We start from the raw sequence: 24,589 nt of genomic DNA on the forward strand, positions 1-24,589 counted from the left end.
CGGTCGGATCGCGCCAGCGATCCGAGACCGTCCGATCAACTCAGGTAGTAATTTTTCGGACTCAGGCGCGCGGGTGGCTCGACCCCCAGGTGCGGCGCGAAGCTGATTTCGATCGTGCGGCACATGGCATCAAGCGGCAGGCCGTTCACCGTTTCGCCGAAAGGATGGGCCAGTTCCTCGGTCACTTCCGCAAGGCCGAAGAAGGCATAGGCGATCATCGCGACGAAGGCCGGTGTCATCCAGCCCGCCGAACCAAGCAGCGCGAGCGGCACCAGCAGGCAATAAAGATAGGTCGTGCGGAACACCAAAAGCGAATAGACATAAGGCAGCGGCGTGGTGGCGATCCGTTCGCACCCTGCCTGCGCCAGCGCGATTCGTCCGGTGCGTTCCGACAGGGCCCTGAGGCCGAACCCGTCTATCGTGCCGTCCTGCTTGGCGGCGATGATTTCGTCGTTCAGGCGGTTGAGCGCCGCGCAGGGCGGGTGCGGGACGGTGCCGAAATCCTCGGCCTCGTACCAGCGGCGCGCGGCCTGGGGCGCGGGCAACCCGCGCAGTTGCGCGCGGTGGTGATGGATGAAGGCCAGTGTCAGGCGCTGCACGGTCTCGCGCCGGGCGTCGTCCTCGATGAACAGCGTCGCTTCGCGCGCCAAGGCGCGGCAATCGGCCACCAGTTGCCCCCAGAGCTTGCGCGCCTCCCACCAGCGGTCATAGGCGGCATTGTTGCGAAACCCAAGAAAGAGCGACAGCGCCACGCCGAAGACGGCGAAGGGGGCCGCGCTGGTATGGGTCAGGGGGGCGGCATGGATATCCACCGCCGTCAGCGCGGCGGCAATCATCGTTACCCCGACAATGCGCGGCAGGATATGCGGCAGGACCGAGCCGCGCAGTGCAAAGAGCAGTTGTAGCAGCCCGGGCTTGTCGCGGAGGATCATTTCAGCGCGCGCCAGCCGATATCGCGGCGGCAGAAGCCCTGCGGCCAGTCGATTTTATCGACCATGGAATAGGCGCGGTCGCGCGCCTCTTGCAGGGTCGCGCCGCGCGCGGTGACGTTGAGGACGCGGCCGCCGGTGGCGGTGATCTGGCCGTCTTTCTCGCCGGTTCCGGCGTGGAAGACCATGTTGAAACTGTCCTCAAGGCAATCGTCCAAGCCTTTGATCACGCTGCCTTTCTCATAGCTGCCGGGGTAGCCTTGGGCGGCCATCACGACCGTCATGGCATGATCTTCGGCCCATTGGGCCTTGACCTCGGACAGCCGGCCTTCGGCGGCGGCTTGCATGAGGTCCAGCGCCTGCGCGCCCAGCCGCATCATCAGCACCTGACACTCCGGGTCGCCGAAGCGGACGTTGTATTCCACAAGGCGCGGTTGACCGTCCTTGATCATCAGCCCGGCATAAAGCACGCCCTGATAGGGTGTGCCGCGTTCGGCCATGACGCGCAGGGTGGGGCGGATGATCTCATCCATCGCTTTCGCGGCCACGTCATCGGTCAGGACGGGGGCAGGGGAATAGGCCCCCATGCCCCCGGTGTTGGGGCCGGTGTCGCCTTCGCCGACGCGCTTGTGATCTTGTGCTGTGCCGATGGGCAGGGCGTCGGTTCCATCGCACAGGATAAAGAACGAGGCCTCTTCGCCCTCCATGAATTCTTCGATCACCACTTCGGCGCCCGCGCCGCCAAAGGCGCCGCCGAACATGTCGTCGATAGCCTCCAGCGCCTGGTCCTCGGTTTCGGCAACGATCACGCCTTTGCCGGCGGCCAGGCCATCAGCCTTGACCACGATAGGCGCGCCTTGGGCACGGATATGGGCCTTGGCGGCTTCGGCATCGGTGAAATGGCCGTAACCTGCGGTGGGGGCCTGGGCGGCGTCGCAAACCTCCTTGGTGAAGCTTTTGGAGGCTTCCAGTTTCGCCGCCGCCTCGGAGGGGCCAAAGACCAGAAGCCCGGCATCGCGAAGCCGGTCACCCACGCCCTTGGCCAGCGGGGCCTCGGGGCCGATGATGACGAAATCAATCGCGTTGCCATCGCAGAAATTGACCACCGCCGCGCGATCTTCGATATCCAGCGTGGCGCATTCGGCGATCTGGGCGATCCCGGCATTGCCCGGTGCCACGATCAGCTTGTCGCACTTGGGGTTTTGCATCACCGCCCATGCGAGTGCATGTTCGCGCCCGCCGCTGCCCAGAATGAGGATGTTCATCTGCCGGTCTCCTGCTTGGCCTTGCTTGGCAGGCGTTCTAAGGTGGGTGCAGAGCAGACACAAGGCGCGCGCGATGTCCGACCTGATTGATGACCCCGTCGAGGGCGAAAACGCCCCGGAATTTTCAGTCTCCGAAATTTCGGGGGCGGTAAAACGCGCCATTGAGGGCGGGTTTTCCCACGTCCGCGTGCGTGGCGAGGTGGGCCGGGTCAGCCGCCCGCGCTCGGGCCATGTGTACATGGACCTCAAGGATGACCGCGCGGTTCTGGCCGGGGTGATCTGGAAGGGCATCGCCTCGCGTCTGCCGGTGCAGCCCGAGGAGGGGATGGAGGTTGTGGCCACGGGCCGGTTGACCACCTTCCCGGGGCAGTCGCGCTACCAGATCGTGATCGAGGATCTCAAGCCCGCCGGGGTTGGCGCGCTTATGGCGATGTTGGAGGCGCGCAAGAAGGCGCTTGCCGGTGAGGGGCTTTTCGCGCCCGAGCGCAAGCGGCCCTTGCCGTTCTTGCCCGAGGTGATCGGGGTGGTGACCTCGCCCTCCGGCGCGGTGATCCGGGATATCCTGCATCGCTTGCGGGATCGGTTCCCGCGCAAGGTGCTGATCTGGCCGGTGGCGGTGCAGGGCGAGAAATGCGCCCCCGAGGTGACCCGCGCGATTGAAGGGTTCAATGCGCTGACGCCGGGCGGTGCCTTGCCCCGGCCCGATTTGCTGATCGTGGCGCGTGGCGGTGGCTCGATCGAGGATTTGTGGGGGTTTAACGAGGAATCGGTGGTGCGAGCCGCTGCCGCCTCGGAGATTCCGCTGATTTCGGCGGTGGGGCATGAAACCGATACCACCTTGATCGACTATGCCTCGGACAAGCGCGCGCCGACGCCTACGGCGGCGGCGGAACTGGCGGTGCCGGTGCGGCTTGACCTGCTGGCATGGCTGGACAACCAGGAGGCGCGGCTGACCCATGCCCTGACCCAAGGGGTGGCCAACCGGGGGCAACGCCTGCGCGATCTGTCGCGCGCCTTGCCACGGGTGGAAACGCTTGTGGAAGGCCCGCAGCAAAGGCTGGATGCCTGGAGCGACAGGTTGCCCGCGGCGCTGATCCGGGGCGTACAGATGCGGCGGGTGAAACTGTCGGAGGCGGCGGGCGCCTTGCGGCCGGGGCTGTTGCGGCGCGGTGTGGAGGGCGACCGGCGGCGGTTGGAAAATACCGCCGCGCGGCTGAACCTGCACACGCTGCGGCGCGATATCGAGGGCAAGCGCCGCGATCTGGATGGTATGACACGGCGCTTTTCCGAGGCCGCGAAACGACAACAAAGCGGCTGGCGGGACCGGCTGGAGGGGCTTGATCGGCTGCGTGAGACATTGGGCTACAAGGCGACGCTCAAGCGCGGCTATGCGGTGGTGCGCGGCGACGGCGAGGTGGTGACCACCAAGGCCAAGGCGGCCAAGGCGCGCGCCTTGGCGATCGAGTTTGCCGATGGCGTTCTTGAAGTGGGGCCGGGTGGCCCGGCGAAACCCGCGCGCAAACCCGCCAAGCCGAAAGACACCCCGCCGGACCAGGGCAGCCTGTTCTGAACCGGGTGCTGGCAAGCGGTTTCGAAACCGCTTGCGCGCCTAGACGCCCACCTTCGGCCCCGGACATTCCAGCGGCGCGTCACTTTGGCGAACCTCGTAAAGCTCGGTCGCGTTCGGGTCGTTCTCATAGCGGGCGATCAGGCCGTTCGGGCCGTGCAGGAAGCTCCAGCACTGCGGCTCGGGGCGGTCTTCGTAGGTAAAACAGATCAAGCCCGCCTCGTCGGTGAACCAGCGGCCCTCCTTGCAGTCGCCATCAAGGAAAGACCAGCGCACGTACCGGTTGCCGAGGTATTCCTCGGCCCCGTAGGGCGCGCCGCCATTGCCGTAGTAAAAGGTTTTGCCGGTGGTATAGGCCTCGAATTCGGCCGCTGTCATCGGGCGGTCTGCGGCGCATGCCGGGCCGGCTGTCATGGTTATCAGGCACAGGATCAGGGCGCGGGCTGTCATGGGGCCAGTCTGTCACAGGGTTGGGCAACACGCCACCCGCCGGGATTCGGGCCAGAGCGGCGGGCGAAATATCGCGGGCGTCACGGCCGGGTCCGGTTCAAACGTCGCAAAGCGGGTCCATCAGCCGCCGCCAGAGCGGCGGGATGGTGGCAATACAGGCCATCACCGGCAGGGAATAGGGCAGCGTGGCAAAGGCGAACAACCGCATGTCATCTTCCCGGTTTCGTTGCTAATATAGCCTGAAAGTCAAATTCGGCCTTCCCGGGGCGGCATCGGGGGAATTTTGCGGCGGTTGAAACGCTTACGGCGGTCTCAATGTCGCTTTTGACCACGCATCGCGACGGTTGGGTCGGTATCCCACGGCCAAGGATCATCAGGGGGCGACGCGCATGGCACTGGACGAACGCAAAGGCGTGTGGAAATCGGGCAAGGGCAAGGGGCGGCATACGCCCAAGGGCCGACAGCTTGAGGATCAGGCATGGGACGATGTTCGCGCGCTTCTGGGTGACGGGCCGCGTCGGCGCGACCTGTTGATCGAATACCTGCACCTGATCCAGGACAAGTTCGGCCATCTGTCGGTGGCGCATCTGCGCGCCCTGGCCGAGGAACTGCGCATCGCGCAGGCCGAGGTATACGAGGTGGCCACCTTCTATGCCCATTTCGACGTGGTGAAAGAAGGCGAAACCCCGCCGCCCGCCCTGACCATCCGGGTTTGCGATTCCCTGGCCTGTGAATTGGCGGGCGCTCAGCAGTTGCAAGCGGCGCTTGAGGACGGGCTGGACCCTGCGGAGGTGCGTGTGCTGCGCGCGCCTTGCATGGGCCGTTGCGATACCGCGCCGGTGCTGGAACTGGGCCACAAGCATATCGACCATGCCACGCCCGAGAAAGTACAGGCGGCGATTGCGGCCAATGACACGCATGCGGAAATCCCGGAATATCAATCGCTTGCGGAGTATCGTTCAAGTGGCGGCTACGACAAGCTGGCCGAACTTCGCGAAGGCGGCGATTTCGATACCGTGCAGGAGGAGTTGCTGGACGCCGGCCTGCGCGGTCTTGGCGGGGCTGGCTTCCCCTCGGGGCGCAAATGGGGCTTCGTGCGGGCCGAATCCGGGCCGCGTTACCTAGCCGTGAATGGCGACGAAGGCGAGCCGGGCACGTTCAAGGATCGCTTTTACCTTGAGCGGCAACCCCATGTTTTCCTTGAAGGAATGCTGATTGCCGCTTGGGCCGTCGAGGCCGATACCTGCTTTATCTACATGCGCGATGAATACCCGGCGGTTCTGAAAATCCTTGCCGATGAAATCGCCGCCCTGGAAGAGGCCGGGATCGTTGCGCCGGGCTATATCGACCTGCGCCGTGGTGCAGGCGCTTACATCTGCGGCGAAGAAAGCGCGATGATCGAGTCGATCGAAGGCAAGCGCGGCCTGCCGCGTCACCGCCCGCCCTTCGTGGCGCAGGTGGGGATTTTCAACCGTCCGACCCTCGTGAACAACGTGGAAACCCTTTACTGGGTCACCCGCGTCTTGCGCGAGGGCAAGGAAATCCTGTCGGGTATCGAGCAGAACGGCCGCAAGGGCCTGCGCTCTTACTCGGTGTCGGGGCGGGTGAAAAAGCCGGGGGTGCATCTGCTGCCTGCCGGATCGACCATCACCGATATCATCGAGGCCGCCGGCGGGATGCTGGATGGCCATGAGTTCAAGGCCTATCAGCCGGGTGGCCCGTCTTCGGGGCTTTTGCCGGCCAGGTTGAACGACGTGCCTTTGGATTTCGACACCCTGCAACCGCATGGCTCGTTTATCGGGTCTGCCGCCGTGGTCGTTCTGTCGGATCAGGACAGCGCCAAGGACGCCGCGCTCAATATGCTGCGGTTTTTCGAGGATGAAAGCTGTGGCCAGTGCACGCCATGCCGGGCGGGCTGTGAGAAGGCGGTGAAACTGATGCAGGCCGATACCTGGGACCAACCGCTTCTGGAAGAGCTGTGTCAGGCCATGGCCGATGCCTCGATCTGTGGTTTGGGGCAGGCGGCGCCCAATCCGATTCGCCTGACGATGAAGCACTTCCCCGGCGAGGTTTGACCACGCTTTGGATAGGATTGGCGGGGGCTGCGGCCCTTGCCTATGGCACATGGTTTTGCCACCGCGCCCCCTCGGCCCTGCGCGGCGTGATCAAGACCGTGCCCTTGGCGGTGTTGGCCGGGTTGGCCTTTGCCGCAGGGGCGCCTTTGGTCTTGGTCGCAGGCTTTGCCTTGTCCGCCTTGGGCGATCTGGCCCTGTCGCGGCGCGGGGAGGCGGCGTTTTTGACCGGCCTTATCGCCTTTGCCGCCGCGCATATCGCCTATGTCTGGGTTTTTGCCGGGCTGGCGCAGGGGGCGCTGCCGCTTGTGCCGGTGGCGATCCTGCTTATCTATGCGGCAAGTAGCGAGGTTTGGCTGTCGCCCCATACCGGCACGCTACGCTGGCCGGTGCGGGGCTACGTGGCCCTGATCACCGGCATGGGGCTGGTGGCGCTGATGTTGCCCGCGGGCTACGGGATCGTGACCTTGGGGGCGGGGCTTTTCATTGCCTCCGATACCCTTTTGGCGGTGCAGATGTTCCGCATGGCCCCGGATCATCCGGCGCAGCGGGCGGTTTCGGTGGCGCTTTGGGCGCTGTATATCGCCGCGCAGGCGTTGATCCTGTGGGGCTTTATGGGCTGAGGGTGCCCAAGCCTTTCAAATCGGGATAATCCGCAGTAAAGCGGGTGTCGGTTGACCCGTTTTCGGCGCGTCACATCAACCCCAGCGGAGGACGCATGGCGTTTTTCAAGAAGTTAAAGCAACGGTTGTTCAAATCCTCGTCCAAGATCGAGGACGGTCTGGATGCGATTGTCGAAGAAGGCGGCGAGGAGGAAGCTGTCGAGGCCACTCAGGAGGGGCCGGACGCGCCCCCCGAGCCTGAACCGCAGCCCGAGCCGGAACCGACTCCTGAGCCTGAACCGGAACCAGAGCCAGAGCCGACACCCACGCCGGAGCCCGCACCGGAGCCTGAGCCGCAGCCCGAGCCGGAACCCACGCCGGAACCTGAACCGGACCCCGAGCCAGACCCCATTCCGGCCCCGCTGCCCGAACCGGATACCACGCCCGCGCCGCAGGAGATTCCCCCTGCGCCCAGCGAAGTGCCCCCCGCCGCGCCCGAGGAATTGCCCTCGGGGATGCCGCAGGAAGCGCCAGTGCGCCCCGATCCGGCCCCCAGCCCGACGCCGATTGAAATCCCGCCCTCCGAGACAAGATCCGAGGCCCCGCAAAAGCCGGGCCTTCTGGGCCGTCTTCTGGGCCGGGGCGAGGCCAAGAAGACGGTTACCCGCCGCGTGCTGGACGACGATATGCTTGAGCAGCTCGAAGAGCTGTTGATCACTGCCGACATGGGGGTGGATACCGCCCTGCGCGTCACCGCCAACATGGCCGAAGGGCGCATGGGCAAAAAGCTGTCGACACAGGAAATCAAGGAACTTCTGGCGCAGGAGATTGCCCGCATCATGGAACCCGTGGCACAGCCCATGCCGATCTATCCCAAGACCCCTCAGGTGGTTCTGGTGGTGGGCGTCAATGGTTCGGGCAAGACCACGACCATTGGCAAGCTGGCCAGCCAATTCAAGGCGGCGGGCAAACAGGTGGTGATTGCCGCCGGTGATACCTTTCGCGCCGCCGCCGTTGAGCAGTTGCAAGTCTGGGGCGATCGCGCCGGGGTGCCGGTTTTGACTGCGCCCGAAGGGTCGGACCCGGCCAGCCTTGCTTTTGATGCGATGACCAAGGCACAGGCCGAGGGCGCGGACCTGTTGATGATCGACACCGCCGGGCGCCTGCAAAACCGTCAGGACCTGATGGAAGAACTGGCCAAGATCGTGCGCGTCATCCGCAAGAAGGACGACAGCGCGCCGCACAACACCCTTTTGGTGCTGGATGCGACCACCGGGCAGAACGCGCTGTCACAGGTCGAAACCTTCCAGAAACTTTCGGACGTGTCCGGGTTGGTGATGACCAAGCTGGACGGCACCGCGCGGGGCGGGGTCTTGGTGGCTTTGGCCGATAAGTTCGGCCTGCCCATCCATGCCATCGGCGTGGGCGAACAGATCGACGATCTGGCCCCCTTTGACCCCGAGGAATTCGCGGCGGCCCTGACCGGGTTGGATGCCGGATGAGTACCGCCTTAGTGTGTGCCCATCCATTTTTCCAGCAGGCGCAGCACGTAAAGCACGATCAGGACGATGAAGGTTGCCATGGCGGCCAGCGGCATCTGTCCCGCGCCACAGGCCAGCCCGATGGCCCCGGCCAGCCACATCGACGCGCCGGTGGTGATATTGTGCACCTCGCCGCCCGAGGTAAAGATGATCCCCGCCGCAAGGAAAGCAACGCCCGCCGTGACCGCCTCGATCAGGCGCAGGGGGTCGACACGCATCGCATCCTCGGCGCCGAAGGGCAGGGCGGCCAGTTGCTGACTGACCAGGATGAATAGGCAGGCGGCCATGGAGACAAGCATATGGGTCCGAAGGCCGGCGGGCTTTCGGCGGTGTTCGCGTTCGACCCCGATACAGGCCCCCAGGACCAGGGCCGCGACAAGCCGTGTGGCTGCAATCAACGGCGACACGGCGGCGAAGGTGCCCGAAATCTCGTTTGCGATGATGTCCAAGGTGTATTCGTACATGCGGGCTCCTGTCTGCTTCGGGCAGAAGCCTAAAGCGTTTCGCGAAAAACCTGAATCACAGATTTTCGCGAAACGCAGTGCTCTGCTCAATCGTTGCACGCCTTTCCGGCCATCGGCGAGGGCCCGGGCATGAGCGATTGGTTGATCTCCCTCGAAGGCAGCGAGGCAGGCCCCCACCTCGCCCTCGGGCTTGCCCTGATGGCCGCGCTTTTGCATGCGCTGTTCGGCGCCATGCAAAAGGGGCGTTACGATCCTTGGCTGATGCGCGGGGCGATTGACGGGGCTTACGGGCTGATGGCCGCGCCCTTGGCGCTGTTCGTCGTGCCATGGCCGGGGGCGCATATGTGGCCCATCTTCGCGGGGGCCTTCGTGATCCATCTGGCCTATAAGGTCTTGCAGGCCATGGCCTATACACGCGGGGCCTATACGGTGGTTTACCCGGTTGTCCGTGGCACCGGGCCGCTGTTCACCGTGATCGGCGCCTACCTTTTGTTCAACGAGACCTTCACGCCGGTGCAATGGCTGGGCGTGGGGGTGCTTTTGGCCGGGATTTACGGGCTGGCGGCCTATAACCTGCGCCATTACCCCGTCGACCGCGAAACCCTGCCAGCCGCACTTGGGCTTGCGGTGGTGACCGGGCTGTTCGTGGCGCTTTACACCACCTATGACGCCTATGGCATTCGAGCGGCGGCGGACCCATTTACCTTTCTGGCATGGTTTTTCTTTGTCGACGGTTTGGTGATGCCGATCGTGGCCTATATCAAGTGGCGGAACATGCCCGCCCCACCGCGCCTTGCGCCGCTTTTGCTGCGCGGCTGGATCGGGGGCGTGATGGCCTTCGGCTCCTTCGGGGCGGTGATGCTGGCGACGCGTTTGGACAAGGTGGGCGAGGCGGCGGTGCTGCGCGAAACCTCGACCGTCTTTGCCGCGCTGATTGGCTGGCTGGCGTTGAAGGAAACGGTGGGGCCGCGCCGGATTGCCCTGATGGCATTGATTGCCGCAGGCGCTGTGATAGTTGAAATGGGCGGATGACAGGCGAGGACCAGATGAGCGAACAGAAAACACACCCGATGATCAAACCGGCGCTGGAGTTCGGCCCGATCCTTGCGTTTTTCGTGGCCTACCTATGGCTCAAGGACGATATATTTACCATCGGCGGGCGCGAGTATGACGGGTTCATCGTGGTCACCGCCGGGTTTATCCCGGTATTCCTGCTGGCCATGGGGGCGCTTTGGTGGCTGACCGGGCATCTGTCGAAAATGCAGGTCGTGACCGCGGTGTTGATCGTGGTCTTCGGCGGCATGAGCGTTTGGTTCAACGACCCGCGGTTTTTCAAGATGAAGCCGACGATCATCTACCTTCTGTTCGGCGGGGTCCTGGGATTTGGCCTGATGCGCGGCACCTCTTACATGCAATCGCTGATGGACGGGGTGATGCCGCTGAGCGATGAAGGCTGGATGATCCTGACCAAGCGGATTTGCTTTTTCTTTCTGGGGCTTGCGCTGCTGAACGAGATCGTCTGGCGGACCATGAGCGAAGAAACATGGGTTTATTTCAAGACCTTCGGCCTGACCGCTGCGATCTTCTTGTTCTTCATGACGCAAGGGGCCTTGTTTCGTGACCATGGCACCGATCAGGGCGAGGGTGAGGGCGAGGAATGATCGCCAACCTGATGATGTATGCCCGTCCCGAAACCGAAGCCGCGACCGCGCGGCTTTGGGCGCTGATCCGCGAGGGGCTGACGGCGCGGGGCATCGAGGCCCCCGAGACCCTGGCGCAGGAGGCCGGCGAGTTCGAGGTCTGGACCGACCCCGACCTTGTGCTCAGCCAGACCTGCGGGATGCCCTACCGGCTTTGGCTGCATGACCGGGTGGCGCTTGTGGGGACACCCGATTACGGGTTGGAGGGGTGCAGGCCGGGGCATTATCGCAGTGCCGTGGTGGTCCGCGTCGATGACCCGCGCGCGGCGCTGGGCGATTTTCGCGAGGCGGTCTTCGCGTTCAACCAGACATTCTCGCATTCAGGCTATGCCGCGCCTTATGCGCTGTGTTCCCGGCATGGGGTCTGGTTTGAAAACCGGGTGCAGACCCATGGGCACCGTATTTCGGCGCAGGCCGTGGCCGAAGGGCGGGCGGATATCGCCGCGTTGGACGGGGTGACATGGCGTTTGATGCAACGGCACGAGGCGCTGCCCGAGCGCTTGCGCGTGCTGTGCTGGACCGGGGAAAGCCCGGGCCTGCCGCTGATTACGGCGCGGGGGGAGCAGGTGCCGGATCTGCGCGCGGCAGTCGCTCAGGCGATTGAGCAGATGAATGAAACAGATCGCGACCTGTTGGGCCTGCGCGGTTTGGTCGATCTGCCGAAGGAGGCTTATCTTTCGGTGCCCAACCCGCCCGAAAGCGCCGGCGCACGGCCAAGGCCGTTTTGACCGAAACCGTTTGAAGGCGTGGCTTCGCCACACCGGTTTAAGCGCGCTGACGCGCGCCGAAAAGGGGCGCTGCCCCTTGGTTGAAAATGGAATTTTCAACCTACCCCGGAGTATTTGCAGAAAGATGAAGCGGGATCAGAGCGGCGTTTGGGGGCGGGCGATGGCCCCCTCCGGCACGGTCCACCCCGACGGCCAGATCCGTGACCAGCGCGGATCGCGCCCCTTGGGCAGGGCGGCGCGCAATTGCACCAAGGGCCAGGCCCCGGGGCTGCGCAGAAGTGCGCGGTAAAGTGGAAAGACCCCTTGCCGCGTATAGCAGGACCAATGGCAGATGCGCCCGCCGGGTGGTGCTATGGCAAACCCCGCCCCGTGCAGAACGCCAAGGGTATCGCGGTGATCCAGTTGCACGGTCAGGGTATTGGCGGCCTCGGGCATGCCATGGGCCAAGGTCCAGTCGCCGCGCACCGGCGGGGCCACCAGACGTTCCAGCAAGAAATCGAAAAGGTCGTTTTCGCGGCTGGTGACATTGATGATCTCGGCGCTTTGGCCCGCTGGACTGTGTAGGGCGGCGCGCGCCGTCTGGCCGTAATCCGCACCTGACAAAAGGATCACCCGCCCAAGGTTTGGCCCCGTGACATGCGGCAGCGCCGTCAGGGCGACACGGGCCCCGAGGGAATGCGCCAGAAGATGCACAGCCCGCCCCGGGGCCAGCCGCCCTATGGTTTCGATCAGGCGGGCCAAGGCCTTTCCGGCCTCGGCCGCGCGCCCATAGGCCCCCCAGATCGTGCCGCGTGCAGGCCATGCAAACCCGATGGCAAGCCCTTCTTCGGCGGCCTGCCCGGTAAAGCCAAGGCCACGTGGCCAGCTGACGGCCTTGAAACAATCGCGCCTTGGGTTGAGCGACAGGATATGCCGGTGTGGGCAGGTCGCATGGTGCCCCGGCTCGAATTTATACCCGTGGATCATGATCACGATCGGGCCGGGAGTGTTCAGCCCCTGTCGCAGCGCCGGGGCCAAGGCCTTGGAGCTGTTGTGAAGTCTCGGCCCGTCCGGCCCGGCGTCGATCTGCAAAACTGCCATGGTCCCACCCATCAGCCGCTAGATGTTGTGGTAAGCGGATACTCAGCCCCTACGACACTTCCTTGAAGGCTTTGTTAAAGCTGCGTGACGGTGTTGACGGGCCACAGTGCAACGGGTAATCCAAGCCGCGTGGCGATTTGTGACCGGATTGCGGGCCACGTTAAACATTACCGCTAAAGAGGCGAAGCATGAGGCACCCCCTTTCGCTTGGCCGCGACGGGGGTTTTTTCATGGGCGGGCGTGGCCCGTTGGAGGACGATATGAGCGACGATTGGAACAAGCGCACCCATGCGGTGCATGGCGGCACGAAACGCAGCCAATGGGGCGAGGTGAGCGAGGCGATCTTCCTGACCCAAGGGTTCGTTTACGACACGGCCGAGGCGGCGGCGGCGCGGTTTGAAAGCGCCGGGCCGGATGAATTCATCTATGCCCGTTACGGCAACCCGACCGTGGCGATGTTCGAAGAGCGTATCGCGGGGCTGGAAGGGGCCGAGGATGCCTTTGCCACGGCCTCGGGCATGGCGGCGGTGTCCGGCGCGCTGACCTCGATGTTGAAGGCGGGCGATCATGTGGTGGCCGCAAGGGCGCTGTTCGGATCCTGCCTTTACGTGTTGGAAGAGGTGCTTACCCGCTATGGGGTCGAGGTTACCTTTGTCGATGGCACCGATCTGGAGGCTTGGCGCACGGCCATTCGCGACGACACGGCCCTGGTGTTTTTCGAAACCATCGCCAACCCCACGTTGGACGTTGTGAACCTGCCCGAGGTGGCCAAGCTGGCCCATGGCAAGGGGGCCAAGGTGGTGGTGGACAATGTCTTTGCCACGCCGGTCTTTTCGCGGGCCATTGCGCAGGGGGCGGATGTGGTCGTCTATTCGGCCACCAAGCATATCGACGGGCAGGGGCGCGCGCTTGGGGGCGTGATCCTTGGCAGCCGCGAATTTATCCGCGGCACGGTGGAACCCTACATGAAGCACACCGGCGGGTCGATGTCGCCCTTTACCGCTTGGGTGATGCTCAAGGGTTTGGAAACAATGGACCTTCGGGTGCGGGCGCAGGCGGCGACGGCCATGGCCTTGGCCGAGGCTTTGCAGGGGCACGAGAAACTGGCCCGGGTGCTTTACCCGGGGCATGAAAGCCACGCGCAACATGCCCTGGCGCAAGAGATGATGGGCGCGGGCGGCACGGTTGTGGCGCTGGATCTTGCCGCCGGGCAGGAGGCGGCGTTCCGCTTTCTCAACGCGTTGAATATCGTGGTGATTTCCAACAACCTGGGCGATGCGAAATCCATCGCGACCCATCCGGCGACCACCACGCACCAGCGCTTGCCCGAGGATCAGAAAAACGCGCTTGGCATCACGCCAGGGTTGATCCGGTTGAGCCTTGGAATCGAAGATACCGGGGATCTGATCGCCGATGTTCTGGCGGCGCTGGAGGCGGCTTGAGCGGGCGCCCCGACACGGCTTCAAGTCCTTGGTTGTAAATGAAAATCGCTGTTTGTAGCGCGCAGGTAGGACGTCGGTATCGCGTCGGTATATTTACCGGCGCCCGGCGGGCTAACAGGGTGCTCGGTGCAAACCGTTACGAAATGCACAAAGATTTTGCACGGTTTGGCGGGAATGGCAGGGATCAGCCCGGCGTGGTCACGCCAAGTGTTGAAGGGGCAGGCAAAAACGGACTCTCGCACTCTGCTTGTGGAGTGGCGGAGGTGCGGGACGAAGCGGTCGTTGCCTCGCGCGGAATCAAGGCGCGGTACGCGCCGCCGCGCATCGCCGGGCCGCTTTCCCGGCACGGCGATTGGGGTGATCTGTGTGCATAGTTCCCAAGTTGCGCGCCAGTGTTTAGGATAAAGTGCTGTAGCCCCAAGGTCGGATCGCCGCACCGCGGCCCGCCGATGCGCGGCTCATGATTTCAATGTCCAGAAAGGTTTCAAAGCGAACATTGCCCCTTCTGCGTGGCGTGGTGTCTTGGGGCAATGTGCCCTTACCCACCCCTTGGATCGAGCAGCTTCGAGAAGATCCGCGCGCGGGTGATCTGGCCCAGCACCTGTTCGCCCTCGATCACGCCGACCGGCGCCTCGGTGCCTTGGGCGGCTTCCATGACCTCGCGGATGGTCGCATCCGGGCGGACGTTTGCCTTGGGGGTGCCCTGCGCCGGTTCCATCACGTCGCGGGCGCAAAGCACGCCCAGCGGGTTCATGTGGGCCACGAAATCGGCGACGTAATCGGTGGCGGGGTTGGTGAAAATCTCCTGCGGGGTGCCGCATTGCACGATCCGCCCGCCCTCCATGATGGCGATGCGATTACCGATCTTGAAGGCCTCGTCCAGGTCGTGACTGACGAAGATGATCGTGCGGTTGAGCTTGGATTGCAGCTCCAGCAACTCGTCCTGCAAATGCGTGCGAATGAGCGGGTCCAGCGCGCTGAAAGGTTCGTCCATCAAGAGGATCGGCGCATCGGTGGCGAAGGCGCGGGCAAGGCCCACCCGTTGTTGCATGCCGCCCGACAGTTCGCCCACCTTGCGGTCGGCCCAGTCGGACAGGCCCACCAGGTCAAGCTGTGTCTGCGTGCGGGCGGCGCGTTCGGCTTTGGGCAGGCCCGCCAGTTCCAGCCCCAGCCAGACGTTTTCGCGCACCGTGCGCCATGGCAGCAGGCCGAATTGCTGGAAGACCATGGCGATCTGGGTCTGCCGCATCTTTCGCAGGGTGGCGGCATCGGCGTGGGTGATGTCCACCATGCCGCTGCCATCGCTTACCTGCACATTGCCGCGCACCACGGGGTTTAACCCGTTGACCGCCCGTAAAAGCGTGGATTTGCCCGAGCCCGACAGGCCCATCAGCACGACGATCTCGCCTTGCCCCACGTCAAGCGAACAATCGTGCACGCCAAGAACTTGGTCCGTTTTGGTTTGAATATCGGGGCGTTCCATTCCCTGATCCATCAGGGGCAGGGCGGTGTCCGGGGCGTCGCCAAAGACGATGGAAACCTTGTTGAAACTGACGGCTGTGTTCATCCCTTGCGCTCCATCCGCAGCATCCTGTCAAGCAGGATGGCGACCACGACGATGACAAAGCCGGATTCGAATCCCAGCGAGGTGTTGACCGAGTTGAGCGCGCGCACCACCGGCACGCCAAGGCCGTCGGCCCCGACAAGCGCGGCAATGACCACCATCGACAGCGATAGCATGATCGTCTGGTTCAGCCCTGCCATGATCTGCGGCAGAGCATAGGGCAGTTCGACCTTCCAAAGCGCTTGGCGCGGGGTGGCGCCAAAGGCCTGCGCCGCTTCCAGAAGGGCCGTGGGGGTCGAGGAAATGCCAAGATGCGTCAGGCGAATGGGGGCAGGGACCACGAAGATCACCGTGGCAATCAGGCCGGGCACCATGCCGATGCCGAAAAACACGATCGCCGGGATCAGGTAGACGAAGGCGGGCAGGGTTTGCATCAGGTCCAGCACGGGGCGCATCGCGGCATAAAGCCGGGGCCGGTGGGCGGCGGCGATGCCGATGGGCACGCCCACGCCCATGCAGACCACGCAGGCCGACAGAACCAGTGTCAGGCTTTCGGTGGTCTCCTCCCAATAGCCTTGGTTGACGATGAAAAGAAAACCCACGATCACGCCAAGCGCCACTTGCCATCGGCGTTGCAAGGCGAAGGTGAGCCCGGCAAAAACCGCGATCACGATCAGCGGATGAGGCGTTTGCAGCACCCATAGGATGCCCTCGATCAGCGATTCAAGCGCGATGGACATGGTATCGAAGACCACGAAGAAATTGTCCTGTAGCCAATCAAAGACCCCGGCGGCCCAATCGCCCACGGGGATTTTATTGTCGGTGAGCCAGTTCATCTTTTTGCTTTCTACCGTCCCTGTTCAGCCCCCGACGTTTTGCCGCCGGAGGCTGTTTTCTTGTTCCGTTGGCGGGGACGGTTGGCTTATTCCATCGCCGCCTTGACGGCCTCCATCGCGTCGCCACCGTCCTTGGCGGTCACACCGTCCAGCCACGGGCCAAGCACCTCGGGATTGGCGGACAACCATGCCGCGGCGGCATCTGCCGGGTCTTCCCCGCCATTCAGGATCGCGCCCATGATCTCGTTTTCCATGGCCAGTGAAAATTCGAGGTTCTGCAACAGTTTACCGACGTTCGGGCATTCCTCGACATAGCCTGCGGAGGTGTTGGTATAAACGGTCGCCCCGCCAAGGTTGGGGCCGAACCAGTCATCGCCGCCCGTCAGGTAGGTCATCTCGAAATTGGCGTTCATCGGGTGCGGTTCCCAGCCAAGGAAGATGATCGGCTCATCGCGGCGCGTGGCGCGCTCGACCTGCGCCAGCATGCCCTGTTCCGAGCTTTCCTTGACCTCGAAGCCTTCAAGGCCAAAGGCATCATCGGCGATCATGTCCATGATCAGGCGGTTGCCGTCGTTGCCCGGCTCGATGCCGTAAATGGTGGCATCCAGCGCCTCGGCATGCTCGGCGATCTTCGAGAAATCGTCGATGCCCAGTTCGGCACCGGCGGCATTGGTGGCCAGCGTGTATTTCGCACCTTCGAGGTTGGCGCGTACGGTGTCCACGGTGCCCTCGTCGCGGTAGGGGGCAATGTCGCCTTCCATGGTCGGCATCCAGTTGCCAAGGAACACGTCGATGTCCCCTGCGGCCAGCGAGGTATAGGTCACCGGCACCGACAGCACCTTGATATCGGTCTCATAGCCAAGCGCCTGCAACACGGTGGTCGTGGCGGCGGTGGTGGCGGTGATATCGGTCCAGCCCACATCCGAGAATGTGACGGTACCGCAATCGGCCCATGCGGGTGCCGTGGTGGCGGCCAGCGTGGCGGCGACGGTCAGGGTTGTCTTGAGGGTCATGATCGGGTCTCTCCCTATTTTTGGTGGTTCGGTTCTGCCCAAAAGGCAGCGTCGGCGCGATGGTCCGCGCCGACGCATGTCTTGTCAAACGGCTTTTACGCCGGTCGGCCCGTGGATCAGGCCATCCACCAGCGTTCCATCCAGCGTTCGCCGTCCATCTCCCAGTTCGACCCCATCTCGCCATGCATGACCGCGTCGGACTTGGCATGGACGTAGTTGGCGAACATCGGGATGACGACGCCGCCCTGGTTGGCCACGAGGTCCTGCATCTCCCAGTACATCTCGCGGCGCTTGTCCTCGTCCAGTTCGGCGCGCGCCGCGACCAGAAGTTCTTCGAAGCGCTCGTTGCACCAGAACGTGTCATTCCACGAGGCGCCGCACTGATAGGCGGTGGCGAACATCTGATCCTCGACCGGGCGACCGCCCCAATAGACTGCCGTAAAGGGCTTTTTCATCCAGATATCGGACCAATAGCCGTCTTTCGGCTCACGCGTGACTTTGATGTTGATACCCGCCTGCTTGGCCGAAGCCTGATACAAAACAGCCGCGTCAACCGCCCCCGAGAAGGCCGCATCCGAAGAGTGCAGCGTCACGTCGATACTGTCGAGACCGGCCTGCTTGAGGAAGTATTTGGCCTTGTCGGGGTCATAGGTCTTTTGCTCCAACTCGGTGTTGAAAAAGCGCTGCCCTTCCCCGATCGGGTGGTCGTTCCCGACCGAACCATAGCCGAACAGGATCTTGTCCACCAGTTCCTGACGGTTGACGCCGTATTTCAGGGCCTGGCGGATGTTGTTGTCGGTATAGGGGTCGGTATTGGTGGACATCGCGAAGGTGTAATGCTGTGTCCCGGCCAGCGTTTCCACCTCGACGCCCGGGTTGCGGCCCAGAAGGCCCGCGGCCTTGAGGTCGACCCGGTCGATGGCATGCACGTCGCCCGAAACAAGCGCCGTGGTCCGGGCGTTTTGATCGACGATGGCCAGCAATTCGCAGCTGTCGATCCATGCGACGTCATCGCGCCAGTGGTTCGGGTTGCGCTCGAAGCTTGAGGACACGCCGGGCTTGAAGCTTTTCAGGACATAACTGCCGCAGCCATCGCCGGACTTCCAGTCGATGCTTTCGCCCTCGGCCTTGCAGACGACAAGGTGATAATCGCTGAGGATGAAGGGGAAGTCGGCGTTGCCGCCCGAAAGGGTAAAGACGACCGTGTCGTCGCCTTCGGTGGCAATCTCCTGGATCGGTTCCACGATCGGACCGGCGGCCGAGGTCGACTCTTCGCCCCGGTGATGGTTGATCGAGGCAACCACGTCCTCCACGGTCATCGGCTTGCCCGAGTGGAAGGTCACGCCCTGGCGAATCTTGAACCGCCAGACGCTGGCGTCATCCGAAGCTTCCCAGCTTTCGGCCAGTTCCGGGATCAGGCTGCCATCGGGGGCCACCTCGGTCAGCCGGCCATGCACGGCAAACCCGAGCGCCAGCATATAGCCGTTTTCCCATTGGCCGGGGTCCAGCGTGTCGGTGGTCTGGCCGTGGCCCTTGGCCACCCGAAGGTGCCCGCCGCGCTTGGGTGTCTGGGCCATCGCGCCGCCCATGGGCAGGCTGGCCGCGATGGCGCCTGCCGCCGTGGTCTTGAGAAATCCGCGACGATCCAGAAGTCCGCCTTTGATCAATGACATATTGTGTCTCCCTGTGTCATTTGCTGTCGCCCATGGCCCGTGCGGGGCAGGGCGTCGTCAACCTGTCGCAGCCACCTGTCGTGAAAGCGACATCGTTGTTACGTTTCCGACGTTATTATGACGCACGCATGAAGCGCAACGAGATTGTTCGGTTTGTTTGCGTCTCAAAGTATTTCCGTCGTTTTTTTATTGATTGACGAGTCAATTAAACCCATTTACCCACATATGGCAAGCCAGAAAGGACCGTGTTTTGCCAAAGCTGGGGATGGAACCGATTCGCCGTTCGGCGCTTTTGGAGGCCACGATCCACGAGATCGGGGCGCGCGGCACGCTGGATGTGACCGTCAGCCAGATCGCCAAGCGGGCGGGGATGTCCTCGGGGCTGGCGCATCACTATTTCGGCTCGAAGGAACAGATATTCGCCGCCGCCATGCGCCATATCCTAAGCCTTTACGGCGCCGAGGTGCGCGGCGCTCTGACGATGGCGAAAACCCCGCGCGAGCGGATCGAGGCCGTGATACGTGCCAGCTTCACACCCGTGCAATTCCGCCCCGAGATGGTCTCGGCCTGGCTGAACTTCTACGTCCAGGCGCAACGCTCGGACGAGGCGCGGCGCTTGCTTCATATCTACCAGCGGCGGCTGCGCTCGAACCTGCACCATGCCTTCCGGCAAATCGCCCCTGACCGCGCCCGCACCCTGACGCGCGGCACGGCGGCAATGATCGACGGGCTTTATATCCGGCAGGCCCTTGGCGAAGGGGGCATCGAGCCCGCCGCCGCCATAGACGTTCTTCTTCACTACCTCGACACCTCTTTGGCACAGGACAGCACAGCATGACAAAGCGCCCCAATATCCTCATCTTCATGGTGGATCAGCTCAACGGCACCTTGTTCCCCGATGGCCCGGCGGAGTGGCTGCACGCGCCCAACCTCAAGGCGCTGGCCGAACGCTCCACCCGGTTCCGCAACGCCTATACCGCCTCGCCGCTCTGCGCGCCGGGGCGGGCCAGCTTCATGTCGGGGCTGCTGCCCTCGCGCAGCCGCGTCTACGATAATGCCGCCGAGTTCTGCGCCGATATTCCCACCTATGCCCACCACCTGCGGCGCGCGGGCTACCAGACCTGCCTTTCCGGCAAGATGCATTTCGTCGGCCCCGATCAGTTGCACGGCTTCGAGGAACGCCTGACCACCGATATCTACCCCGCCGATTTCGGCTGGACCCCCGATTACCGCAAACCCGGTGAGCGGATCGACTGGTGGTATCACAACATGGGCTCGGTCACCGGCGCGGGCGTGGCCGAAATCTCCAACCAGATGGAATATGACGACGAGGTGGCCTATAACGCCACCCGCAAGGTCTATGATCTTGGCCGCGGCCATGACGACCGCCCGTGGTGCCTGACGGTCAGTTTCACCCACCCGCATGACCCCTACGTCGCGCGCCGCAAATACTGGGATCTTTACGAGGATTGCGAGCACCTGCTGCCCGATATCCCGGCGATGGATTACGACGATCACGACCCCCATTCCAAACGCATCTTCGATGCCAACGACTGGCGGTCCTTCAACATCACCGAAGAAAACATCCGCCGCTCCCGCCGCGCCTATTTCGCCAATATCTCCTACCTCGACGACAAGATCGGCGAGGTGATGGAGGCCCTGCGCGGCACAAGACAAGAGGAGGATACCATCATCCTCTTCGTCTCGGATCATGGCGACATGCTGGGTGAACGCGGCCTTTGGTTCAAGATGTCCTTCTACGAGGGTTCGGCGCGCGTGCCCCTGATGATCTCGTCACCCAACATGGAGCCGGCGCTGGTGCCCGAACCGGTCAGCAATATCGACGTCTGCCCGACGCTCTGTGATCTGGCCGGTGTCTCGATGGAGGAGGTCGCGCCGTGGACCGAAGGCCAAAGCCTTGTGCCGCAGGGGCAGGGCACCACGCGCGCCGCCCCCGTGGCCATGGAATACGCCGCCGAGGCCTCTTACGCGCCGCTGGTCTGCCTGCGGGAGGGCAAGTGGAAGTTCACCCGCTGCGCCCTCGACCCCGATCAACTCTTTAATCTTGAGGCCGACCCGAACGAGCTGACCAACCTTGCCGATGACCCGGCTCACTCTGAGGCCCTCAAGCATTTCAGCGACATGGCCGATGCCCGCTGGTCGCTCGATGGGTTCGATGCGCAGGTCCGCGAAAGTCAGGCCCGCCGCTGGGTGGTCTACGAGGCGCTGCGGCAGGGCGGCTATTACCCGTGGGATTACCAGCCGCTGCAACAGGCCTCGGAACGCTACATGCGCAACCACATGGACCTCAACGAGGTGGAAGAAAACCAACGCTTCCCGCGTGGCGAATAACCCTTTCATCTTTCCCCAAATACTCCCGCCGGAGGCGACATGACCTATCCAACCCAACCCACGGCCAGCCATTTCGTGAATGGCCAATACATGGAAGACGTGAGCGGCACGCCGCTGCCGGTGATCTACCCCGCCACGGGCGAGGAAATCGCGCAACTGCACGAGGCCACGCCGAAGGTGCTGGAGGCCGCGATCTCTGCCGCCGAGGCTGCGCAAAAGGAATGGGCCAAGCTCTCGGGAATGGAGCGGGGCCGCGTATTGCGCCGCGCCGCCGATATCATGCGCGAACGCAACCATGACCTGTCGGTTCTGGAAACCATGGACACCGGCAAACCCTATCAGGAAACCAGTGTCGCCGATGCCACCAGCGGCGCGGACGCCTTGGAGTATTTCGGCGGGCTGGCCGCTTCCCTGACCGGCGAACACATCCCGCTGCCGGGGGGCGATTGGGCCTATACGATCCGCGAGCCCTTGGGCGTATGCGCCGGGATCGGCGCGTGGAATTATCCCACCCAAATCGCCTGCTGGAAGGCCGCACCGGCCTTGGCCTGTGGCAATGCCATGGTGTTCAAACCTTCAGAGGTCACGCCCTTGTCGGCGCTCAAGGTGGCCGAGATATTGATGGAGGCGGGCGCGCCTGCCGGGCTGTTCAACGTGGTGCAGGGCAAGGGCGGCGTCGGTGCGCCCCTCGTCACCGATCCGCGGATTGCCAAGGTCTCGCTCACCGGCTCGGTGCCCACGGGCCGCAAAGTCTATGCCGCCGCCGCCGAGGGCATGAAGCATGTCACCATGGAACTGGGCGGCAAATCCCCCATGGTGGTCTTTGACGACGCCAGCCTTGAGGATGCGATTTCCGGCGCGATCTTGGGCAATTTCTATTCCACGGGCCAAGTTTGCTCCAACGGCACGCGGGTTTTCGTGCATAAGTCGATCAAGGAGGATTTCCTTGCCCGCATGGCCGAGCGCCTGAAAGATGCGGTGATCGGCGACCCACTGGACGAGGCCACCAGTTTTGGCCCGATGGTCAGCGAGGCACAGTTGCAGATCGTGCTGGGCTTCATCGAGGCGGGCAAATCCGAAGGCGCGCGGCTGATCACCGGCGGCAACCGGATCGACAAACTGGGATGCTGGATCGAACCCACCGTTTTCGCCGATGTGACCGACGACATGACCATCGCCCGCGAAGAGATTTTCGGCCCGGTTCTCAGCGTGCTGGATTTCGAGGATGAAGACGAGGTGATCGCCCGGGCCAATGCCACGCCTTACGGGTTGTCCGCAGGGGTCTACACCCGCGATTTGCAGCGCGGTCACCGCGTGATCGGGCAGCTTCAGGCGGGCAGTTGCTTCATCAACTCCTACAACGATGCGCCGGTCGAGGTGCCCTTTGGCGGGGTCAAGGCCTCAGGCGTGGGGCGCGAGAACTCGAAAGAAGCCATCGCGCATTATTCACAGGTGAAATCCGTCTACGTCCGCATGGGCGAGACCGAGGCACCGTTCTGACGTTTTTGCCCCGGGGGGATCGCGGGTATGGAAGCCGATTACATCATCGTGGGCGCGGGCAGCGCGGGTTGTGCCATAGCCTACCGGCTGTCCGAGGCCGGGTACAGCGTGCTGGTTCTGGAACATGGCGGCACCGATGCGGGGCCTTTCATCCAGATGCCCGGCGCGCTCAGCTATCCAATGAACATGCGCCGTTACGACTGGGGCTATCAAAGCGAGCCCGAGCCGCATTTGGACAATCGCCGCCTGGCCTGTCCGCGCGGCAAGGTCGTGGGCGGCTCCAGTTCGATCAACGGCATGGCCTATGTGCGCGGCCATGCGCATGACTTCGACCATTGGCGCGACCAGGGCGCCGAGGGCTGGGGCTATGCCGATGTGCTGCCCTATTTCAAGCGGCAGGAATCTTGGCACGACGGCGGGCATGGCGGCGATCCGGCATGGCGCGGCACTGATGGGCCGCTGCATGTCACGCGCGGCCCGATGAAAAACCCGCTGACCCGTGCCTTTATCGAGGCGGGCGGGCAGGCGGGATACCCGATCACCCCCGATTACAACGGCGAACAGCAAGAGGGCTTCGGCCCCTTCGACATGACCGTCCACAAGGGGCAACGCTGGTCGGCGGCCAATGCCTATCTCAAGCCCGCGTTGAAGCGCGAGAATTGCGATCTGCTGCGCTGTTACGTGCACCGCGTGGTCATCGAGGACGGCCGCGCCGTCGGCGTCGAGGCGCAGGTGAAAGGCCGAACGCAGGTGATCCGGGCCCGCGCCGAGGTGATCCTCGCGGCCTCGTCGATCAACTCGCCCAAGCTTCTGATGCTTTCCGGGATAGGGCCGGGCGCGCATCTGGCCGAGCATGGCATCACGGTAAAGGCCGACCGGCCCGGCGTGGGGGCCAATTTGCAAGACCATCTGGAGGTCTATGTGCAGATGGCGGCCAGCCAGCCGGTAAGCCTCTACAAATACTGGAACCTCTTTGGCAAGGCCTGGGTGGGGGCGCAATGGTTGTTCACCCGCACGGGGCCGGGCGCCTCGAACCAGTTCGAATCCTGTGGTTTCATCCGCTCGGACAAAGGCGTCGATTACCCCGATATCCAGTTCCACTTCCTGCCCATCGCCGTGCGTTATGACGGCAAGGCCGCTGCGGAAGGCCACGGCTTTCAGGCCCATGTCGGCCCGATGCGCAGCAGATCGCGCGGCTCGGTCAGTCTGCGCAGTGCCGATCCGGGCGACGATCCGGTAATTCGCTTCAATTACATGAGCGAGGCAAGCGATTGGGAAGAGTTCCGCAAATGCATCCGCCTGACGCGTGAAATCATCGGGCAGGAGGCCTTCGAACCCTACCTCAGCCACGAGATTCAGCCGGGCCCGGAGGTGCAAAGCGATGACGAGATCGACAGCTTCATCCGCGAACACGCCGAAAGCGCCTATCATCCCTGCGGGACTTGCAAGATGGGCCGGGCCGATGACCCAACGGCCGTGGTCGACCCCGAGGCACGGGTGATCGGGGTCGAGGGGCTGCGGGTGGCCGATAGTTCGATCTTCCCGCGCATCACCAACGGCAACCTCAACGCGCCTTCGATCATGGTGGGCGAAAAGGCCAGCGATCATATCCTTGGCCGCGCGCCCCTGCCGCCGGAAAACGCCCAACCCTGGGTGCATCCCGACTGGCAGGTGGCGCAACGCTGATCCCCGGCGATGTCCGTGTGAAAAACAGGTTTGCCGCGGGCGAATTTCCCCTCGCGTTTGATCCGTATCAAAGCCGGGGGGCGCCGGGGTTGACTAGCCTGTGCCGGACCAACCAAACATAAGGA

The 24,589-nt window shown here is 63.7% G+C and carries 21 protein-coding genes and 1 riboswitch; of the genes, 12 read left to right on the forward strand and 9 right to left on the reverse strand.

Annotated elements, in window-relative coordinates; translation table 11 throughout:
• Positions 1-35: 35 nt before the first annotated feature.
• Both RBB32_RS18910 and purD read right to left on the reverse strand, forming a co-directional pair.
• The gene (locus tag RBB32_RS18910; RefSeq protein WP_306154994.1) at positions 36-932 is read right to left on the reverse strand and encodes a bestrophin family protein; all 897 of its coding nucleotides are present in this window, start codon (positions 930-932) and stop codon (positions 36-38) included.
• Positions 929-2,194 carry a phosphoribosylamine--glycine ligase gene (gene purD / locus RBB32_RS18915; RefSeq protein WP_306154996.1) on the reverse strand — a complete coding sequence of 422 codons (1,266 nt, stop codon included), beginning with the start codon at positions 2,192-2,194 and terminating at the stop codon, positions 929-931. The genes RBB32_RS18910 and purD overlap by 4 nt, the downstream gene beginning before the upstream one ends.
• 73 nt (positions 2,195-2,267) lie before the next feature.
• On the opposite strand from purD, the gene xseA reads away from it, so the two are divergent.
• Complete coding sequence (xseA, locus tag RBB32_RS18920) at positions 2,268-3,764, forward strand: exodeoxyribonuclease VII large subunit (protein ID WP_306154998.1); 1,497 nt, start codon at positions 2,268-2,270, stop codon at positions 3,762-3,764.
• Between the two features lie 39 nt (positions 3,765-3,803).
• On the opposite strand, the gene RBB32_RS18925 is transcribed toward xseA, so the two are convergent.
• Entirely contained in the window at positions 3,804-4,211 is a 408-nt protein-coding gene (locus RBB32_RS18925) for a DUF995 domain-containing protein (protein ID WP_306155000.1), read from the reverse strand.
• Between the two features lie 389 nt (positions 4,212-4,600).
• Between RBB32_RS18925 and RBB32_RS18930 the strand changes: the two genes are divergently transcribed.
• From RBB32_RS18930 to ftsY, 3 genes are all read left to right on the forward strand, one after another.
• Positions 4,601-6,286: an NAD(P)H-dependent oxidoreductase subunit E gene (locus RBB32_RS18930; RefSeq protein ID WP_306155002.1), complete on the forward strand. Its 1,686-nt coding sequence runs from the start codon at positions 4,601-4,603 to the stop codon at positions 6,284-6,286.
• The gene (locus RBB32_RS18935) at positions 6,283-6,906 is read left to right on the forward strand and encodes a lysoplasmalogenase (protein WP_306155004.1); all 624 of its coding nucleotides are present in this window, start codon (positions 6,283-6,285) and stop codon (positions 6,904-6,906) included. The genes RBB32_RS18930 and RBB32_RS18935 overlap by 4 nt, the downstream gene beginning before the upstream one ends.
• 95 nt (positions 6,907-7,001) lie before the next feature.
• Positions 7,002-8,387 carry a signal recognition particle-docking protein FtsY gene (gene ftsY / locus RBB32_RS18940; protein WP_306155006.1) on the forward strand — a complete coding sequence of 462 codons (1,386 nt, stop codon included), beginning with the start codon at positions 7,002-7,004 and terminating at the stop codon, positions 8,385-8,387.
• Between the two features lie 8 nt (positions 8,388-8,395).
• Here the strand turns inward: ftsY and RBB32_RS18945 are convergent, their stop codons facing one another.
• On the reverse strand, positions 8,396-8,890 hold the full coding sequence (locus RBB32_RS18945; RefSeq protein WP_306155008.1) for an MgtC/SapB family protein: 495 nt from the start codon (positions 8,888-8,890) through the stop codon (positions 8,396-8,398).
• 129 nt (positions 8,891-9,019) lie between these two features.
• On the opposite strand from RBB32_RS18945, the gene RBB32_RS18950 reads away from it, so the two are divergent.
• Genes RBB32_RS18950 through RBB32_RS18960 form a run of 3 tightly spaced genes read left to right on the forward strand, consistent with a single transcriptional unit; the run spans position 9,020 to position 11,318 of the window.
• Complete coding sequence (locus tag RBB32_RS18950; RefSeq protein ID WP_306155009.1) at positions 9,020-9,922, forward strand: EamA family transporter; 903 nt, start codon at positions 9,020-9,022, stop codon at positions 9,920-9,922.
• 14 nt (positions 9,923-9,936) lie between these two features.
• On the forward strand, positions 9,937-10,551 hold the full coding sequence (locus tag RBB32_RS18955; protein WP_306155010.1) for an inner membrane-spanning protein YciB: 615 nt from the start codon (positions 9,937-9,939) through the stop codon (positions 10,549-10,551).
• Positions 10,548-11,318 carry a phosphate/phosphite/phosphonate ABC transporter substrate-binding protein gene (locus tag RBB32_RS18960; protein ID WP_306155011.1) on the forward strand — a complete coding sequence of 257 codons (771 nt, stop codon included), beginning with the start codon at positions 10,548-10,550 and terminating at the stop codon, positions 11,316-11,318. The genes RBB32_RS18955 and RBB32_RS18960 overlap by 4 nt, the downstream gene beginning before the upstream one ends.
• 135 nt (positions 11,319-11,453) lie before the next feature.
• Here the strand turns inward: RBB32_RS18960 and RBB32_RS18965 are convergent, their stop codons facing one another.
• Positions 11,454-12,398: an alpha/beta hydrolase gene (locus RBB32_RS18965; RefSeq protein ID WP_306155012.1), complete on the reverse strand. Its 945-nt coding sequence runs from the start codon at positions 12,396-12,398 to the stop codon at positions 11,454-11,456.
• Between the two features lie 119 nt (positions 12,399-12,517).
• A riboswitch (SAM riboswitch) is annotated at positions 12,518-12,596 on the forward strand.
• A gap of 62 nt (positions 12,597-12,658) precedes the next feature.
• On the opposite strand from RBB32_RS18965, the gene metZ reads away from it, so the two are divergent.
• Positions 12,659-13,840 (forward strand): O-succinylhomoserine sulfhydrylase, encoded by a 1,182-nt coding sequence (gene metZ, locus RBB32_RS18970; protein WP_306155035.1) that lies wholly within the window; start codon positions 12,659-12,661, stop codon positions 13,838-13,840.
• Between the two features lie 538 nt (positions 13,841-14,378).
• On the opposite strand, the gene choV is transcribed toward metZ, so the two are convergent.
• The 4 genes from choV to RBB32_RS18990 all read right to left on the reverse strand — a co-directional run bounded on the left by choV (position 14,379) and on the right by RBB32_RS18990 (position 18,926).
• Positions 14,379-15,407 carry a choline ABC transporter ATP-binding protein gene (gene choV / locus RBB32_RS18975; protein ID WP_306155013.1) on the reverse strand — a complete coding sequence of 343 codons (1,029 nt, stop codon included), beginning with the start codon at positions 15,405-15,407 and terminating at the stop codon, positions 14,379-14,381.
• On the reverse strand, positions 15,404-16,240 hold the full coding sequence (gene choW / locus RBB32_RS18980; RefSeq protein WP_306155014.1) for a choline ABC transporter permease subunit: 837 nt from the start codon (positions 16,238-16,240) through the stop codon (positions 15,404-15,406). Before choW ends, choV begins: the two co-directional genes overlap by 4 nt.
• An 86-nt stretch (positions 16,241-16,326) precedes the next feature.
• Positions 16,327-17,253 carry a choline ABC transporter substrate-binding protein gene (gene choX, locus RBB32_RS18985; RefSeq protein ID WP_306155015.1) on the reverse strand — a complete coding sequence of 309 codons (927 nt, stop codon included), beginning with the start codon at positions 17,251-17,253 and terminating at the stop codon, positions 16,327-16,329.
• A 116-nt stretch (positions 17,254-17,369) separates the two neighbouring features.
• Positions 17,370-18,926: an ABC transporter substrate-binding protein gene (locus RBB32_RS18990; RefSeq protein ID WP_306155016.1), complete on the reverse strand. Its 1,557-nt coding sequence runs from the start codon at positions 18,924-18,926 to the stop codon at positions 17,370-17,372.
• A gap of 265 nt (positions 18,927-19,191) precedes the next feature.
• Here RBB32_RS18990 and betI point away from each other — a divergent pair, with 265 nt between their 5' ends.
• From betI to betA, 4 genes are read left to right on the forward strand one after another with little or no spacing between them, the layout of a single operon-like run.
• Positions 19,192-19,764 carry a transcriptional regulator BetI gene (betI, locus tag RBB32_RS18995; RefSeq protein WP_306155017.1) on the forward strand — a complete coding sequence of 191 codons (573 nt, stop codon included), beginning with the start codon at positions 19,192-19,194 and terminating at the stop codon, positions 19,762-19,764.
• Complete coding sequence (gene betC, locus RBB32_RS19000) at positions 19,761-21,278, forward strand: choline-sulfatase (RefSeq protein ID WP_306155018.1); 1,518 nt, start codon at positions 19,761-19,763, stop codon at positions 21,276-21,278. Before betI ends, betC begins: the two co-directional genes overlap by 4 nt.
• A gap of 39 nt (positions 21,279-21,317) precedes the next feature.
• On the forward strand, positions 21,318-22,778 hold the full coding sequence (gene betB / locus RBB32_RS19005; protein WP_306155019.1) for a betaine-aldehyde dehydrogenase: 1,461 nt from the start codon (positions 21,318-21,320) through the stop codon (positions 22,776-22,778).
• 27 nt (positions 22,779-22,805) lie between these two features.
• Positions 22,806-24,464, forward strand: coding sequence for a choline dehydrogenase (gene betA, locus RBB32_RS19010; RefSeq protein ID WP_306155020.1), 1,659 nt, complete (start codon positions 22,806-22,808; stop codon positions 24,462-24,464).
• Positions 24,465-24,589 lie beyond the last annotated feature (125 nt).

It is taken from the genome of Roseovarius sp. MMSF_3281 (assembly GCF_030733685.1).
Classification (GTDB): Bacteria; Pseudomonadota; Alphaproteobacteria; order Rhodobacterales; family Rhodobacteraceae; genus Roseovarius.

Excerpts from the sequence above, each read along its gene's own strand:
- RBB32_RS18910 (WP_306154994.1), bottom strand. The coding sequence starts at position 932 with ATGATCCTCCGCGACAAGCCCGGGCTGCTACAACTGCTCTTTGCACTG.
- purD (WP_306154996.1), bottom strand. The coding sequence starts at position 2,194 with ATGAACATCCTCATTCTGGGCAGCGGCGGGCGCGAACATGCACTCGCA.
- xseA (WP_306154998.1), top strand. The coding sequence starts at position 2,268 with ATGTCCGACCTGATTGATGACCCCGTCGAGGGCGAAAACGCCCCGGAA.
- RBB32_RS18925 (WP_306155000.1), bottom strand. The coding sequence starts at position 4,211 with ATGACAGCCCGCGCCCTGATCCTGTGCCTGATAACCATGACAGCCGGC.
- RBB32_RS18930 (WP_306155002.1), top strand. The coding sequence starts at position 4,601 with ATGGCACTGGACGAACGCAAAGGCGTGTGGAAATCGGGCAAGGGCAAG.
- ftsY (WP_306155006.1), top strand. The coding sequence starts at position 7,002 with ATGGCGTTTTTCAAGAAGTTAAAGCAACGGTTGTTCAAATCCTCGTCC.
- RBB32_RS18945 (WP_306155008.1), bottom strand. The coding sequence starts at position 8,890 with ATGTACGAATACACCTTGGACATCATCGCAAACGAGATTTCGGGCACC.
- RBB32_RS18950 (WP_306155009.1), top strand. The coding sequence starts at position 9,020 with ATGAGCGATTGGTTGATCTCCCTCGAAGGCAGCGAGGCAGGCCCCCAC.
- RBB32_RS18955 (WP_306155010.1), top strand. The coding sequence starts at position 9,937 with ATGAGCGAACAGAAAACACACCCGATGATCAAACCGGCGCTGGAGTTC.
- RBB32_RS18960 (WP_306155011.1), top strand. The coding sequence starts at position 10,548 with ATGATCGCCAACCTGATGATGTATGCCCGTCCCGAAACCGAAGCCGCG.
- RBB32_RS18965 (WP_306155012.1), bottom strand. The coding sequence starts at position 12,398 with ATGGCAGTTTTGCAGATCGACGCCGGGCCGGACGGGCCGAGACTTCAC.
- metZ (WP_306155035.1), top strand. The coding sequence starts at position 12,659 with ATGAGCGACGATTGGAACAAGCGCACCCATGCGGTGCATGGCGGCACG.
- choV (WP_306155013.1), bottom strand. The coding sequence starts at position 15,407 with ATGAACACAGCCGTCAGTTTCAACAAGGTTTCCATCGTCTTTGGCGAC.
- choW (WP_306155014.1), bottom strand. The coding sequence starts at position 16,240 with ATGAACTGGCTCACCGACAATAAAATCCCCGTGGGCGATTGGGCCGCC.
- choX (WP_306155015.1), bottom strand. The coding sequence starts at position 17,253 with ATGACCCTCAAGACAACCCTGACCGTCGCCGCCACGCTGGCCGCCACC.
- RBB32_RS18990 (WP_306155016.1), bottom strand. The coding sequence starts at position 18,926 with ATGTCATTGATCAAAGGCGGACTTCTGGATCGTCGCGGATTTCTCAAG.
- betI (WP_306155017.1), top strand. The coding sequence starts at position 19,192 with ATGGAACCGATTCGCCGTTCGGCGCTTTTGGAGGCCACGATCCACGAG.
- betC (WP_306155018.1), top strand. The coding sequence starts at position 19,761 with ATGACAAAGCGCCCCAATATCCTCATCTTCATGGTGGATCAGCTCAAC.
- betB (WP_306155019.1), top strand. The coding sequence starts at position 21,318 with ATGACCTATCCAACCCAACCCACGGCCAGCCATTTCGTGAATGGCCAA.
- betA (WP_306155020.1), top strand. The coding sequence starts at position 22,806 with ATGGAAGCCGATTACATCATCGTGGGCGCGGGCAGCGCGGGTTGTGCC.